At 66.7% G+C, this 15,183-nt stretch carries 14 protein-coding genes and 1 tRNA gene; 10 read left to right on the top strand and 5 right to left on the bottom strand.

The window, feature by feature from the left end:
- Positions 1-933 precede the first annotated feature (933 nt).
- Complete coding sequence (locus tag ABZ717_RS27135) at positions 934-2,301, bottom strand: DUF222 domain-containing protein (protein ID WP_358515620.1); 1,368 nt, start codon at positions 2,299-2,301, stop codon at positions 934-936.
- A gap of 1,538 nt (positions 2,302-3,839) precedes the next feature.
- Complete coding sequence (locus ABZ717_RS27130) at positions 3,840-4,148, bottom strand: hypothetical protein (RefSeq protein ID WP_358515617.1); 309 nt, start codon at positions 4,146-4,148, stop codon at positions 3,840-3,842.
- 324 nt (positions 4,149-4,472) lie between these two features.
- Here ABZ717_RS27130 and ABZ717_RS27125 point away from each other — a divergent pair, with 324 nt between their 5' ends.
- The 8 genes from ABZ717_RS27125 to ABZ717_RS27090 all read left to right on the top strand — a co-directional run bounded on the left by ABZ717_RS27125 (position 4,473) and on the right by ABZ717_RS27090 (position 10,913).
- A complete protein-coding gene (locus ABZ717_RS27125; protein ID WP_358515614.1) occupies positions 4,473-5,306 on the top strand; it encodes a helix-turn-helix transcriptional regulator in 834 nt (277 codons plus the stop codon).
- A 180-nt stretch (positions 5,307-5,486) separates the two neighbouring features.
- Entirely contained in the window at positions 5,487-5,609 is a 123-nt protein-coding gene (locus tag ABZ717_RS27120; RefSeq protein ID WP_014912962.1) for a DLW-39 family protein, read from the top strand.
- 239 nt (positions 5,610-5,848) lie between these two features.
- A tRNA-Ala gene (locus tag ABZ717_RS27115) sits at positions 5,849-5,921 on the top strand.
- A 212-nt stretch (positions 5,922-6,133) separates the two neighbouring features.
- A complete protein-coding gene (locus tag ABZ717_RS27110; RefSeq protein ID WP_358515611.1) occupies positions 6,134-7,285 on the top strand; it encodes an NAD(P)(+) transhydrogenase (Re/Si-specific) subunit alpha in 1,152 nt (383 codons plus the stop codon).
- The gene (locus ABZ717_RS27105) at positions 7,282-7,578 is read left to right on the top strand and encodes an NAD(P) transhydrogenase subunit alpha (RefSeq protein WP_358515608.1); all 297 of its coding nucleotides are present in this window, start codon (positions 7,282-7,284) and stop codon (positions 7,576-7,578) included. Before ABZ717_RS27110 ends, ABZ717_RS27105 begins: the two co-directional genes overlap by 4 nt.
- The gene (locus ABZ717_RS27100; RefSeq protein WP_358515606.1) at positions 7,575-8,996 is read left to right on the top strand and encodes an NAD(P)(+) transhydrogenase (Re/Si-specific) subunit beta; all 1,422 of its coding nucleotides are present in this window, start codon (positions 7,575-7,577) and stop codon (positions 8,994-8,996) included. The genes ABZ717_RS27105 and ABZ717_RS27100 overlap by 4 nt, the downstream gene beginning before the upstream one ends.
- A gap of 646 nt (positions 8,997-9,642) precedes the next feature.
- Positions 9,643-9,972, top strand: a complete 330-nt coding sequence (locus tag ABZ717_RS27095; protein WP_358515603.1) for a WhiB family transcriptional regulator — start codon at positions 9,643-9,645, stop codon at positions 9,970-9,972.
- 290 nt (positions 9,973-10,262) lie between these two features.
- A complete protein-coding gene (locus ABZ717_RS27090) occupies positions 10,263-10,913 on the top strand; it encodes a DUF4870 domain-containing protein (protein ID WP_358515600.1) in 651 nt (216 codons plus the stop codon).
- Positions 10,914-10,962: 49 nt separating this feature from the next.
- On the opposite strand, the gene ABZ717_RS27085 is transcribed toward ABZ717_RS27090, so the two are convergent.
- Positions 10,963-11,553, bottom strand: coding sequence for a hypothetical protein (locus ABZ717_RS27085; RefSeq protein ID WP_358515597.1), 591 nt, complete (start codon positions 11,551-11,553; stop codon positions 10,963-10,965).
- 243 nt (positions 11,554-11,796) lie between these two features.
- On the opposite strand from ABZ717_RS27085, the gene ABZ717_RS27080 reads away from it, so the two are divergent.
- Positions 11,797-12,321: a peptidylprolyl isomerase gene (locus ABZ717_RS27080; protein WP_358515595.1), complete on the top strand. Its 525-nt coding sequence runs from the start codon at positions 11,797-11,799 to the stop codon at positions 12,319-12,321.
- A gap of 35 nt (positions 12,322-12,356) precedes the next feature.
- Positions 12,357-13,256, top strand: a complete 900-nt coding sequence (locus tag ABZ717_RS27075; protein WP_358515592.1) for a rhomboid family intramembrane serine protease — start codon at positions 12,357-12,359, stop codon at positions 13,254-13,256.
- A 173-nt stretch (positions 13,257-13,429) separates the two neighbouring features.
- On the opposite strand, the gene ABZ717_RS27070 is transcribed toward ABZ717_RS27075, so the two are convergent.
- Both ABZ717_RS27070 and ABZ717_RS27065 read right to left on the bottom strand, forming a co-directional pair.
- The gene (locus ABZ717_RS27070; protein ID WP_067603863.1) at positions 13,430-13,684 is read right to left on the bottom strand and encodes a cell division protein CrgA; all 255 of its coding nucleotides are present in this window, start codon (positions 13,682-13,684) and stop codon (positions 13,430-13,432) included.
- Positions 13,685-13,855: 171 nt separating this feature from the next.
- Positions 13,856-15,183: PASTA domain-containing protein (locus tag ABZ717_RS27065; RefSeq protein ID WP_358515588.1), on the bottom strand; the 1,328-nt coding region annotated here is incomplete at its 5' end.

The following is a 15,183-nucleotide window of genomic DNA, read 5'->3' as shown; positions in this document are numbered from 1 at the left end:
ATGGTACTGCCCTGTGGTGGGGTGGGAGAGTAGGTCGCTGCCACGGTTTTTCTTGGAAGGGGGGTCCGCTTGTTGGCGGGCCCCCTTTTTTTGTGTGTGGTGGGGTTGTGTGTGGGGGGTTGTCTTTTTAGGCGGCCCCCTTTTTTTGTTGTGGGTGGGGTGTCTGAGGTGCGGAGTCTTGGGGTTGTTGGGCGTTGCTCGGGTGGTTGGTGGGGCGCCTCAGGTTTCTGGCTCTGAGGGTTGTTGGGCGGGGTGGGGGTGGGTTTCTCCCTCCTTCCCCGCCGCGTGATTGTTGCCGCCCGCACCGCACGCGTCAAGGCAATGTCGGGTTCTGTGACGCTGTGGTGGGTGGCCTTGACCCGCACGGCACGGGCGGCGGTTTGGCGGCTATCGGGGAAGGGGGGAGAGTGGTTGGGGTCCCAACGGCCCCGGGCTTCGCCCGGTCCGGCCGTGGCCGGCCGGATCCCTTCCCCTCCGTCTGGTGTCCTCGTTGAGCGCGTCGCCACTACGTGACGGGTGAGGTCACGAAGGACCCGCTACAGGTGGGACGGGTGGCGAGCCGCGTCCCTGCGGTAGCCGGCTCTGGTCTTCTCAGCGATGATCTTGCTCGTAGCGCCATGTTGGGCGCCCAACATGGCGCTACGGACAAGATCATCATGGTGGAGAGACAACACGGGGGTGATGGTGCCGGTGGGCCGGTACCTGGGGCGGGAGCCGGTACCAGGGGTGGAAGTGGTGCTGGCATCCGTAGTAGGGCCGTGTGCTGTCGACACCCCCGATGGGAGCCACTCTGTCCCCGGGATATGACTCCGGGCGGGGGTTCGGGGTGGGGCATGCTGATATCCCCACAGGGCACGGGGCCCTTGGGGTCTGACACCCAACCGGGGGTGGTCGCGGGGTGGTGGGGTTCCACCTGGTGGAAGCGGGTGGTGGTTAGGGGGCGGTGGCTGGGGCTGGCTCCCCCTCACCATCCCCGGACCCGGATTCCTTTCCTGTTTCTTGGTGGTTCTGGGCGTGGTGGTGTTCCCAGATCTGCCGGTTCACCTTGGCCTGTAGCCGGTGCTTGAGCCGGTTGTGGGTCGAGCACAGGATCTGCATGTTGTCGGCGCTGGTGGCTCCGCCGTGGGAGAAGGGGACGATGTGGTCGTACTGCGACCAGCTACGCGGCATGTCGCAGCCCTGGTGCCACTCGCAGTAGGGCTTCTTGAACCCCGCCGCCTGGCGTACCGGATCCGGAGCGCATCGCTGCTTTCGACCCACGTCCAACAGGGTCCGGCCCTGTTCGTCGGTCACGAACCGGCGCAGCCAACTGTGGGGGGTCAGGCGGGCCACCATCTGGTCGGGGATGACCACCCCATCCTCAGTGGTGGCCGGCTCAGCCGACCCATCACCTAGGAACCGCTTCAGCGGCACGGTGATGTTCAACGTGGCCAACGGTTGGCGGCTCAGGCTGGAGCAACCCCGGTGGGTCAGAGCGGTCTCGAAGATGCGCATCATCGCGTCATAGGTGCGCTGATGCTTCGGCACGGCGGCGTTCTCCGGCCCATACGGTTCGGTGTAAGCCTCCAGGGCGGCCTGGATCAGCTCGTTATCGGCCCCAGGACCCCACATCCGCAACAGAAACCCGGACTCGAACGTGGGCGAGAATTGGGCGCCCCGGTTCTCGAACGTTTCGTCATAGTCCCGGTCGGCCTTATCGGGGTCCAGGCGGGCCACGAACCATTTCGCCGCGTCCCGCAACTGGCGCACCGACGCCTGCGGGTACTCCTGCTTATAGGCGATGAGCCCGTATTCCAGCCGGGCCCGAAACCCCTCCACGTCCGGGTGGGCGGACCGGAAATCCTCATCGCTCTTTTCCCACACCTGCGCCCAATCGGCCACAGCTTTTTCGGTGGAGGTCGCGATCGCGCATGCCTCACCCAACGACAAGACTTCGCCCTGGAAGGCTTCTTCCACCAGGGGCAGCTGCTGCTTGTACAACGCCCGGGCGAGGGCGGCAAGGCTCTTGGCCTCGGCCGGGGAGGTGCCCCACTGGCGGGTGATCCACGCCTGGATGCTGCGCTGGCCGCCCTCTTCCAACAGGGCACCGGTGGTCTCCATGCGGGCCAGGGCGGGCAGCATCCCGTAGCGGATGCGGTCTGTTTCCTGGTTGAGGCGGCCGAACTGTGCGAGTACATCGGCTTCGCACCCGAACGGGATATCCCGTTCGGAGAATTCCACCGCGATCTCCCGCGCACCCGCCATCGCCTTATCGACCGGGGTGTTCCCGGTCGGGCGCGGTGCGTGGGGAGGAAAGCTCATACTCTGATTATATGCGAACACCCTCAAGAATGGCAGCCCCCCCTGTGAGTTTATTAGTCGAATTCTGGAGCTGGCATTCCTGCTATTCGAGAGTCCCTGTTTTGGGTTGCCCGAACCCCCCTTTTCCTTATGGCCGGATCCGTCCATCGCGGAGACACTCCTGGCGAATTCGAGGGAAGGGGCTCTGAAGAGAAACGATCTTGTCCGTAGCGCCATGTTGGGCGCCCAAATGGGCGCTACGAGCAAGATCATCGCTGAAAAGACCAGAGCCGGCTACCGCGGGGACGCGCCCCACCACCCACCCCACCTGTAGCGGGTGCTTCGTGACCTCACCCGTCACGTAGTGGCGACGCGGCCCACGAGGACACCAGGCGGAGGGGAAGGGATCCGGCCGCCTGCGGCCGGACCGGGCGAAGCCCGGGGCCGTTGGGACCTCAACCACTCTCCCCCCTTCCCCGATAGCCGCCAAACCGCCGCCCGCGCCGCACGGGTCAAGGCCACCAGCACCGCTGATGGGGACTCAACATCGCCTTGACGCGTGCGGTGCGGGCGGCAACAATCACGCGGCGGGGAAGGAGGGAGAACCCACCCCCACCCCGCCCGACCACCGGCAGGTTCTCTAGCCGAGGCGCCCCACCAACACACCCGAGCTACCCCCACCAACCCCAAGAGCCAAAAACCTGAGGCACCCCACCCCACCACACTCACCCCACCCCCGGGCAGCACGAAACCGGCGAAACCAGCGGCTCCCCCAAGATCAATGGGATCACGTAGGCAGAACGGTTCACCACCCCGAACTCCCCGCCTGTGGACAATCCAGCAGTGACCGAGAGGGCGGGATAGGTGGGCGCCTCAGATCACGGGCATGGCCTCGGTCAGAGGCGTGATCAGGTGTCGCATGCCGGGTTCCTGAAGGGGGCTAGAGCACACACCGGGGCATGACCGTACTCGGCGGGGCCTACCCGGGTTCGTCCCGTCCTGGCCGCCCCGCCCCGGAACCGCGCACGGGTTCCGTGTGTGGGGGACCCTTCTCCACCTTTGTGGCCACTGACGTCGTGGCTGCTGTCTTGGCTGCTGAGGTCCATGAACATGTCCTTGAGCCCCTGGCCATAGCCGGACACGGCACGGCAGGCCAATGACCACACCGACACACCGACACACCGACGACAACGGCCGAGACATGACAACGCCGGCGACCGCTACCGACTACCACCGATATCGCCAGGGGAGGCGCAGGGGTGGGGGACCGACCCGTGATGGGCACGGGTCGTACTCGCCGGGCCAGGTCAGGCCCGTGGCGGGGAAACAGGCCCTAGTCTTCGTCGACCTCCGGGGCCTCGATGAGCTGCCGCAGCAGCGCAACGAAATCGTCTTCGCTCATCGCCGACCAGTCCACGTGCTCGTTCATGTCAGCGATCTCCCCCGAACCCACGGCTGATAAGCCTCGGAGAACCGTATTGCTTCGAGAAGTCTGGGTTAACAACCCGTTGCCGCAGGTGGAGGCGGGTGGCCGAAAGCGGACATCGGCCTTTTAGAGGTCAAATGCGCTGCTGGAGGGCGGCTCGACATTCGGGGCAACGGCAGCGTTTGTTGTAGCCGGTGACGGTGCCGTGCGGCAGCGAGGGGTCACGCTGTTCGGTGAGGGTGGCGTCCAGCTGGTCGCCGAAAGCGGTGAGGATGCGGGCGGTCGAGAACACCTGTTTGGGGCCGATCCCGAGTTCCGCTGCCGCGTCGTCGATGTGCTTACCCATACGGAGTTTCGCGATGAGACGGGACCGGGTACTCGGTGGCATCTCGGCCTCCGCGTTCGCGATCAGCTGCTCTGCGTCGTCAAGCGGGTAGCTCATGGGTTTCCTCTACATGTGCGGGTACGCCCGCCGCGGCGGGCACCTCCTGCATCGTACGCGCCTCCTGACGCGCCCCGGTTGGGTCCGCAGCGTCGTAGGAGGGCCACGACGAGTGAACGACCTCCTGTGGGCCATGTGACCACCCAACACCGAACTTCGCTTACTCATCGTAACAAACGCCTGGAATCGACGAAGGAGAAGCGAGTCGCGTTGTCCTTATTGCATCGAATCGGCACCGGTTTTCTAGAAACTCATTGCTAGATGCTAGACACCGTGTTTCGCTGGAGGGACACTTCCGACACTCCGCGTCATTGGATCAGTGTTATGACCAGTCCCACGGTTCGTCGACGGCGACTGTCCGCCGAACTCCGCCGTCACCGTGTGCGGTCCGGGATGACCCTCAACGACGTGGCCGACGAGTTGGAGTGGTCGCCGGCCAAACTCGGCCACATAGAGACCGGGATCCGCAAGTGGCCCTCCGTCATGGAGATCTCCGCCCTGCTGAAGCTCTACGGGGTCACCGGCGGCCGGCGAGAGGCCATCTTGACCCTCGTCCGGGAATCCCGACTTCGCCCCTGGTGGACGGAGTATGAGGACGTTCTCTCCTCCGCCTACGTGGGCAACGAGGCCGGCGCGGTCACCATCCGGACCTATGCCGGGATCCTCGTCCCCGACCTGCTCCAGGTCCCCGACTACACGGCCACCGTGGCGCGGTCCCTCGGCCATGGTGACCACGGTGCCGAACGCATGGTCGCCGCGCACCTCAAACGCCAGGAGATCCTCGAATCCGGTGCCCTGGGCCGCTACCACGCCGTGGTGGAAGAGGACGCGCTCCAGCGTGTCTCCGCGGACCTCTCCCTGCTGCGGGCACAGGCGGGCCGCCTGGTCGAACTCGCCACGGGCTCCGACCACGTCACGGTGCAGCTCCTCCCCACCTCGGCCGGGCCCCACCCCGGGTTGGCCGGCCCGTTCTCGATCATGGGGTTCGAGGAGGACGAGGCCGACCTCGCCTACGTCGAAGCGACCCAGGGCGGGGCGATCGTCGAGTCGGAGGAGGCCGTCCGCTCCTGCCATGGAGTCTGGGACCGGCTCACCGGCATCGCCGCGGATCCTCGGGCCACCGTGGGGATTCTGCGCCGGATGGCGCTGCTCACCTGAGGGCTCGGAAGTGGATCAACCGAGAAACCCGGTGTGAATCGGTCCACGATGGCAGGGACCGCCCGCAATAGCTTGCTAGTCTGCTAGGTGACAACCTCATAAAGTTGCCCTCGGTGCCCTCGCCCAATGGCGAGAGCCCGTGTGTACGACCGGTTTTCCAACTGAGAAAGGGTCCGGACAGTGAAGAAGATCATCGTTCTGGCGCTGGTGGCCCTCGGGGCTTTCGCCGTCTACCGCAAGATCCAGGCGGACCGCGCCGAGCTCGACCTGTGGACGGAAGCCACCGCGGCCAGCGAGAGCTGATCGCGGACCCTCCTGGCCACCGACAGGGGGCCGGTGGGTTTCCCGTCACGGGTTCGACGGTGCACACCACGTGTGTCGCCCGGCGTCCGCTAGTGACACGAAGACGTGGGTGGGCCGACGACCCCGTGGTGCGACCCACGGCTTTGTGCTGTGTCCGGCCCCCTGTCATGTGCGCTCGGAGCACCCGCCGATACGGGTATGCTCTGCAATGGTGAACGGGCCAGGCCCGGAACCGAAACGGGGCCATAGCTCAGCTGGCAGAGCGCCGGTTTTGCATACCGGAGGTCAGGGGTTCGACTCCCCTTGGCTCCACTCCTCCTCGATACGACCCTGCTCGTGCGTACGACGCGCCGGCAGGGTCTTTCGTCTTTCCGGGCGTGATCCGGGCCATCGGCGCGGGTAGGTAGTCAGTCCGAGCCGACGGCAGCCACCCCCCTTTCCCCCGACTTCAGGCGTCCCCTCACGGCCCGGCCATGCGTCCAGGCCACTGTCGCCGGCCCACACCCTACGGAAGGTGATGAGGCATGCGACTTTCCTTCGCGCGATCGGAGGATCCCGGCGACGGACGGGTCGGGGCGACACCCGAGACCGTCGCGACACTGGTCGATCGAGGCCTGGAGATCGAGGTCGAGGCCGGGGCGGGCACCGCCGCCGGACACGACGACGAGGACTACCGTCAGGCAGGGGCGACGGTCGTGGACACGGAGAAGCTCCTCGCCACGTCGGAGGCCCTGGTGACGGTGGGCCCGCCCTCCCCCGCCCGGATCGCCGCGCTCCCCGAGGGCTCGGCCCTGATCGGATTCCTACGGCCCGTCCACGACACCGAACTCGCCCGAGCACTGGTCGAACGCAGGATCACGGCACTGGCCATGGAACTCGTGCCGAGAATCAGCAAGGCGCAGGCCATGGACGCGCTCTCGTCCCAGGCGGGGATCGCCGGTTACAAGGCGGTCCTCCTCGCCGCCAACGCCATCGACAAGCTCTTCCCGCTGTCCATGACGGCCGCGGGCACGGTGAAGCCCGCCCGCGTGGTCGTCCTGGGCGTGGGTGTGGCGGGTCTGCAGGCCATCGCCACGGCCAAACGTCTCGGTGCCACGGTCAAGGCCAACGACGTGCGTGCCGCCGCGGCCGACGAGGTCGCCTCGTTGGGGGCCGACTTCGTGCACATACCGGGGGTCACCGACCAGAGCGACGGCGTGTACGCGAAGAAGCTCGGCGCGGACCTGGCGCGAGCCCAACACGAGGCGCTCGCTCCGCACGTCGCCCAGGCCGACGCGGTCATCTGTACCGCGCAGATCCCCGGACGTGACGCCCCCGTACTGCTCACCACCGAGATGGTCGACCGGATGCCCGTCGGTTCCGTGGTCGTCGACCTGGCGGCCGAGGACGGCGGGAACTGTGAGCTGACCGACTCGGACGAACCACTGGACCGGGGCGGTACGAAGATCCTCCCCGCACCCCGGTTGGCCGCGGCCATGCCTCGTGAGGCCAGCGCCCTCTACGCCCGCAACGTCGTCAACCTGCTGGCCCGGATCGTCACCGAAGAGGGGGAGTTGGACGTCGACGCCGATCCCGAACTCGCGGGGTTCCTGCTCGTCCGGGACGGCGAAGTGCTCCACGAACCCACCGCGGCGGCATTGGCGTTCGCTCGGGACACAACGGAGGCCACATCATGACCGGCACGTTGATCCTCTCGATCTATGTCTTCGTCCTCGCGGCCTTCCTCGGCTACGAGCTGTTGACCAAGGTCCCGCCGATGCTGCACACACCGTTGATGTCGGGTGCCAACGCGATGTCCGGTGTGGTCGTCATCGGCGCCCTGGTCCTGGCCGGGACCACTTCCGGTCCGGTCGCGACGGTCTTCGCCACCTTGGGCGTCGCCTTCGCCACCGCCAACGTCGTGGGCGGTTTCATGGTCACCGACCGCATGCTGGGCAGTTTCACCCCGGGTGGGAAGGAGCGTTCATGAGCGCCGAGGAGATCACCCGACTGGCCTACCTCGTCCCGGTGGCGCTCTTCGTCCTGGGGATCAAGCGCCTGGCGCGGGTGCGCACCGCGCGTACGGGCAACCTCTTCCTGGCCGTCGGTGTCCTGCTGGCCGTGATCATCACCCTGGTCGAGATGGGCCTGGTGGACTACACCTGGATGGTTCTCGGGTCGGTCGCCGGTGGCACGGTCGGCGTCATCACGGTCCTGCGGGCGTCGGCGACCTCCATGCCGCAGGTGGTGGCCCGGTTCAACGGATTCAGTGGGGCCGCGGCGGCCTTGGTGGGGCTGGCGCTGTTCTGGGAGGAGGTACTCGCCCCCGACGCAGGGGAGGGCGCCATCGGCCTCATGGGGGCCGTTTCCGCGCTCGCCCTGGCCATCTCCGTGGTGGTCGGCGCGGCCACGCTGTCCGGATCGATCCTCGCCGAGGCCAAGCTGTGGGGTCGGTTGGGCCGGCTGACCCGGATTCCCGGACGCGGGCCCCTGATCGTCGGGGCGTCGCTGCTGACCTTGGTCACGATGGCGCTGTCGCTGTCCTTGGTCGACGTTCGGTACGCGGTCCTGGCGTTTCTGCTGCTGCTCCTGTTCAGCCTCGCGGTCGGGTTCTTCGCGGTGGCTCCGGTGGGCGGGGCGGACATGCCGGTGATGATCTCGCTGCTGAACTCGGTGTCCGGTATCGCCGTGGCCGCGAGCGGGTTCGCGATCGGCAACACGATGCTCATCATGGGCGGCATCATCGTTGGCGCGGCCGGGCTGATGCTCACCCAGATCATGTGCGTGGCGATGAACCGGACGCTGTTGAGCGTCTTCGCCGGAGGCCTGGGAGAAGTCGCCTCGGGTGAGGGGGACTCCTACGAGAACGTCGTGGGCTCTGATCCGGAGGAGGCGGCGATGGTGCTGGACGCGGCCCGGAACGTGGTCATTGTGCCGGGGTACGGCCTGGCCGCGGCCCGTGCGCAGCAGCCCGCCGCCGATCTGGCCGACGCGCTGGCCGAACAAGGGGTCCAGGTCCGGTTCGCCATCCATCCGGTGGCCGGGCGTATGCCCGGGCACATGAACGTGGTGCTGGCGGAGGCCAATGTCCCCTATGACCGGTTGGTGGAGATGGAGCGGATCAACAGCGACTTCCCCAACGTCGACCTGGTGATCGTCGTGGGAGCCAACGACGTGGTCAACCCGGCGGCCAATCGGGCGAGCGGGTCCCCGATCGCCGGGATGCCCATCCTGGACGTGGAGAACGCCCGGCGGGTGATGGTGGTGAAGCGGAGCCTGTCCCCCGGGTACGCGGGCATCAAGAACGAGCTGTTCGAGCGGGATCACTGCACGATGCTGTTCGGCGACGCCAAGCAGGTCCTGGAGGACCTGGTCCGGGAGTTCCGAGCCGGGCTTCCGGCTGCCTGAGCCCCGGGAAGAATTCGTCGGGAAAACCATTTTTCGGGACCTTCTTCCGGTTGGAAAGAGGGTCCCGAGTGTCGTGCCGGCCCATTTGTCTGGGTTACTGAATAGTAGTTCGGGGCGTTCCTTGCGGGTGGGGAAAGGGTGGGTGGTGGGATTGCGCAGTGTGGTCGTCGGAAGGTGTTCTCTAGTCCGTTCGGGTGGGTTCGTGTCCTGCCCGCCCGGTTCGGTCAGGCCTGTCCGTGTGGGGTGAGCCGCTCATGGGATGGCGTGAAGTCGCAGGTCATTAAGGTTGTGGAAGAATGGTCCGAAGGAGACCTTTCCTTCCTTTCGCCGGCGGGGGCTCCTATCACATGTAGTGACCCTCCGTGTGTGTATGATGACACTTCCTGTGGAGGCAATGGTCCTAGTGGGCCATATGAGAAATAGGCCTCTTGGGGTCTGTTGGTGAACTGGGACGATCCGTAGTTTCGACACCAACGACAACGAGGAACACAGCGCGCCGAAACGAACGACCCCCGAAGGCGAGCCGAACGGCCCCCCGTACGGCCTCTTGCAAAGTCCTCGGATCGGTCCGCTGAATCCCTCGTCCGCCGACAGCCGGTCGGCGGATTTCGATCACCACACATGCTGATCTTGGGAGTGGGGCAACATGTGGAATGAGAAGACGGCGGCTCGTGCCAAGTGCCGCGAAATCGACCCCGACGCACTGTTCGTCCAGGGTGCCGCGCAGAACCGCGCCAAGCTGATCTGCCGTGGCTGCCCGGTTCGAACCCAGTGCCTCGCCGAGGCGCTGGACAGCCGGATCGAGTTCGGCGTCTGGGGCGGAATGACCGAGCGTGAGCGTCGCGCTCTATTGCGTCGCCGTAAGGACGTCACCAGCTGGTATGACCTCCTCACCAGCGCCGAGAAGCATTATGAGGAGGAGAGGACCCAGCCGGAGCCGGTGCGCGGCGAACCGGCCGTCGCCGCCGGGCACTGACCCGAGGGCGTTGGGGAGGGGAGCCCCGACGCCGACCGTGACGAGGATGCTCGCGCGAGGCTGTGAGGGAGGCCGGGCGCGGAGCGAGGGGAACAACCCGATTCATCGACATGCCGACCCGGCTGGACGGGCCGATGGTCGGAAGGCCGCCACCTCCTTTCGGAGGACCGGCGGATCAGGGGAGGATCAGGGACGACCCCCATATCCGCACCCGTCTCCATGCAGCATTATGGAGGAGGGCGCGATCATCCTCGTACGGTCGAGCCCCCACACAGTCTTTGGGAGTGGGGATGTCAGAGCAGAGCCGGCGGGACCCGCGGCCATGGGTCCCGAACGAGCCAAGGCCACAGGTTCGTCTCACCCACCAGGACCGGGACGCCGTGGCGGAGGTCCTTCGCGAGGCCTACGCCAAGGGACAGCTGGAGGAGGACGAGTTCGACGAACGGATCGACCAGGCCATGCGGGCCAAGGTCGCCTCGGAGCTCGTTCCGCTCACCACGGACCTGGGTGTTCAGGGGTTCGAGGGGAACACGCCTCCAGGGCAGGCCCGGGAGGGTCGGTTCCGGGGTGGTAAGCGTGGCCCGAACGACCTACGGAACCTGCGGACCGACAACCCGGCGGAGAAGGTCGTAGCCGGCCTGAGTCACGGCTCGGCGTTCTTCTTCCCTCTTCTGGGGCCGTTGCTGGTCCTGTTGATCAGTCCGAACAGTACGAGTTTCATGCGCAGGCACGCGCTGGAGGCGCTGAACTTCCAGCTCTGGTGGCTCGTCGCCATCCTCACCAGCGCGGTGCTGTCGGTCCTGGTTCTCCCGATCGTGCTGCTGCTCGTGGTGGCCCTGGGCGGGTTGGTCCTGCCGGTCATGGCGGCGGCCACCAACATCATGGGCAACGGGTGGCGTTACCCGCTGACCTATCGCTTCATCAAGGACGACCAGGAGTGATGACACACCTCGGGCCCGGGGAGAAGATCCCCGGGCCCGAGGTACAGGATCACTTGCCGGGCCGGCCGTTGTCCTTGGCGCGACCCTCACCGGTGGTGGCGCGCACCTTCTCCTTCGTCTTGGCGGAGGCCGCCTTGGCGTTCTCGGCTACCTCGTCCGCAGCCTCGGCGGTCTTCTCCCCCAGGTTCTCGCGGGTCTCACGGACCTGTTCGCGGGCCTGGTCCAGGTGCTCCTGCCACTCGGCGTCCTGAGAGGCCTGGCGGAGGCGGATCAGTGAGTACACGACCACACCGCCGACCAGGGCGGCACCGCCGATCACGACACCGCGGGGGATCCGACGGCCGCCTCCGCGGAACAACCTCAGCCCACGACGTGCGGGCTTGGGGTCGATCCGCTGGGCGGCAGTGGTCAGCAGGCCGGCCACCCGCGGGGCCACGGTGTCCTCGACACGCAGCGCGGCGGACTCCAACCGAGGCGCGGTCCAGCCACGGGCCTGGATGAGCTTCAGGGCCGCCTGGTCCCTGGCCTGGTCAGCATAGGGGCCGAATCGGTCGGCCTGGTCCCTGGCCAGGTCCTGCAGGCGGGCGAGGGCAACCTCCGCCTCCTTGCGTGCCTTGCGACGCTTGGCAGTGATAGGCACGTCGTCAGCTCCTTTGATCGTTTCGCCAGTTCGTACGGGTTTTCCACCCGATGGTCGACGCGTCAGACCATGGATGGTGCTGCTCGTCGTCCTTCCCCGTTATCCGGGTGTTATCTCAACATACGTCCTCTGCGTCTGTGATCTACGTTTCGACACTGTGCGCGGCCGTTCGGGATCTGCCTGACCGGCGTGGAGGGAACGGTAACGTGAGCACGTAATCTCACTCGACCGAAAGGCACTGTGGTGTCGGACTCCACGGGTCAGCCCACCGCGCGGCTGAACACCTCCAAGGGAACCATCGTCGTCAAGCTGTTCGAGGAGCAGGCGCCGGAGACGGTCGCCAACTTCATCGGGCTGGCCGACGGCTCCAAGCAGTGGATGGACCCCGCCACGGGCAAGCCGTCCAACAACAGTCTCTACGAGGGCACGGTCTTCCACCGTGTCATCGACGGCTTCATGATCCAGGGTGGCGACCCGCTGGGCACCGGTCGCGGTGGCCCCGGCTACACCTTCAAGGACGAGATCCACCCGAGCCTCCGTTTCGACCGTCCGTTCCTGCTGGCCATGGCCAACGCCGGTCCGGGCACCAACGGCTCGCAGTTCTTCATCACCGTCACCGAGCCGAACTGGCTCGACGGCCGCCACACCATCTTCGGTGAGGTCGTCGAGGGTGCCGACATCGTCAGCGGCATCAGCAAGGTCGACACCGACGCGCAGGACCGTCCCCGCGAGGACATCGTGATCAACAGTGTCGAGATCACCCGTTAAAGACACGGTGAGAACCAAGGAGTGACCAGACGCCCATGACCGCTTCTCCCCCTCCCTCCGGCTCCACACCGGACGCCGGAGCGCCGCGCACCTGTTACCGGCACACCGACCGGGAGACCGGGGTGAGCTGCACCCGGTGCGGGAAACCGATCTGCCCCGACTGCATGGTCGAGGCGTCCGTCGGGTTCCAGTGCCCCTCGTGCGTGGCGGAGGGAAACCGCAAGGTGCGGTCCACCCGGACCACCTTCGGGGGCAAGGTCGTCGCCAAGCCGTACGTGACCTGGACGATCCTGGTCATGATGGTGGTGGGCTTCGCACTCCAACTGGGGACCTCGAACCCCATCGGTCAGGCGACGATGTCGCCGTTGACCGGGTTGTTCAGCATGTGGGGATACGGCGTCGTCGAGTACGGCGAGTGGTATCGACTCATCACCGCCGCGTTCTTGCACGCGGGTGTCTTCCACCTGCTGTTCAACGGGTACGCGATGTTCATCCTGGGCCCGCAGTTGGAGCGGTGGCTGGGCCACGGGCGGTTCCTCGCCCTGTGGATCCTGGGCGCCCTGGCGGGCTCGGTGCTCAGCCTGCTCGCCACACCCAACGCGGGTTCCGTCGGTGCTTCCGGGGCGATCTTCGCGCTCTTCGGCGCGGTGTTCGTGATCGGTCGACGGCTGCGGCTGGACACGCGGATGATCATGGTGCTGCTCGCCCTCAACCTCGGAATCACCTTCCTGGTCCCCAACATCTCCTGGACGGCCCACATCGGTGGTCTGGTCGGGGGTCTGCTGATCGGGGCGGTCTTCGCCTACCTGCCGGGCCGTGACGCCACGGCGGGGCGGCGCACCCTGGTGCACGCCCTGCTTCTGGCGGCCTTCGTGGTCCTGCTGGTGGTGCTGACCCTGGTGGCTCCGAGCCTGTGGACGACGTTCCTGGTCTGAGCACTCATGTGACGGCCCCCGGAGAGCGCGCTCTCCGGGGGCCGTCGCGTATGCCCAGGTCGAACCGGTTCCGGGTACGTCGAACAGAGCTACCCACAATCTGTGGATAACCCTGTGGAAAACCGGTTCAAGGCGGGGCGAACGCCCCGGCCGTTGTCAGTGCGCGGCGGGGGTCAGTGCCAGCGGGTCGACAGGATGACCGCGACGATGATGCCGCTGAACCCGATCAGCAGGTTCCAGTTGTGCCAGTCCTGCATGTACGGGATCTGGGAACCCGCGATGTAGTACACGCCGATCCAGAGGATGCCCACGATGAAGAAGCCCAGCATCGTCGGCACGAGCCAACGGGGACTGACCTTGGGCTGCTCCTTGGAAGGAGGCGGCGTGTAAACGGCCTTCTTCTTGCGATCGTTGCGGGACTTGGGCACGGTCGCTGCTCCAGGACTGTGGGGCGGTTCGGAATAGGCCCACAGTCTACGCCCCGGCCGGTGTGGGCGTCACCGTCGGGGAGGTCCCGAAACCCCAACGGTCTCATGACCACGAGAAGGGCCGCACCCCTTCGGGTACGGCCCTTCTCGTGTCTGTTCCCGCGTCCTCTATCAGCGGCGCGGGATCGCGAAATCGTCATCCGGCGGGCCCGGGAACCACGGGCCGTCCGTGGGCTCCTCCGGATCCGTGGGCTGCTCGGGCTCGCTCGGCTCCTCGGGCTCGGACGGCTCGTCGTCCGCCGGAGCGATCGCGAGCGTCACGGTCACCGTGGTACCGGCGTTCACGTTCTGACCCGCCGCGGGGGACTGGCTCATGACGGTGTCCGCCGGGTGGTCCGGGTTCTCCTGCTCCTCGAACTGTGCCACCAGATTCGCCTGGTCCAAGGCGTTCTGGGCCTGGTCACGGGACATGTTCTGCAGGTCCGGCACCCCGACCTGGTCGGGCCCGGAGGAGATGCGCAGGGTGATCTCGGTGTCGGGGGCGACCTCGTTGCCGGCGGACGGATCCGTGCCGATCGCGTTGCCCTGAGCCACCGTCTCGTGGGCCTGCGACTCGGTGGTGACGTTCTCGAAGCCCGCCTCGCTCAGGGCCGACTGCGCGTCGGCCTCCGTCTGCCCTTCGACGCTCGGGATCTCCATGGCACCGGGGCCGGAGGAGACCATGATGATGACGGACTCATCGAGTGGGGCCTCGGTACCGGCCGTCGGGTCGGTCTCGATGACCGAGCCCTCCTCGACCTCGTCGTCGGCCTGCGTATCCACGGTGAAGGTCTCGAAGCCTTCCGCCATCAGCGCCGACTCGGCCTCCTCCTGGGATTGACCGGCCACGTCGGGGACGGTGCCCTGCTCGATCTCCTCGGTCCCGTCCCGGGTCATCAGGAAGACGACCAAGGCGATCGAGGCGATGACACCCAGGACGAGCAGGACCCAAAGGGCTGTCTTGTTCCCGCCCTTCTTCTCGTCCCGGTAGTCGTCGTAATCGTCGTCGTAGTCGTCGTACCGGTTGTCGTTCGCGGGTGGAAGCGCCGTGGTCGCTCCGGCGGCGGCCATGGCCATGGTGCCGGCCTGCGTGGGCATTCCGGCCATACCGCGTTGGATGTCGGCGCGCATCTCCGCGGCGTTCTGGTACCGCTCCTCGCGGTCCTTGGTCATGGCGCGGAGGGTGACGTCCTCCAGCCACTCCGGGACCTGCGGGTCCACCTCGGACGGCGGGATCGGGTCTTCACGGACGTGCTGGTAGGCGATGGAGACAGGGGAGTCGCCGGTGAACGGCGGCCGGCTGGTGAGCAGCTCGTACAGCACGCAACCGGTGGAGTAGATGTCACTGCGCGGGTCGACGCGCTCGCCGCGAGCCTGTTCCGGCGACAGGTACTGAGCGGTGCCGATGACCTGCGACGTCTGCGTCATCGTCGCCTGGTCGTCGCCCATGGACCGGGCGA

Source organism: Nocardiopsis sp. NPDC006832 (genome assembly GCF_040635885.1).
Classification (GTDB): domain Bacteria; phylum Actinomycetota; class Actinomycetes; order Streptosporangiales; family Streptosporangiaceae; genus Nocardiopsis.
This window is presented reverse-complemented; position numbering and strand designations above follow the sequence as displayed.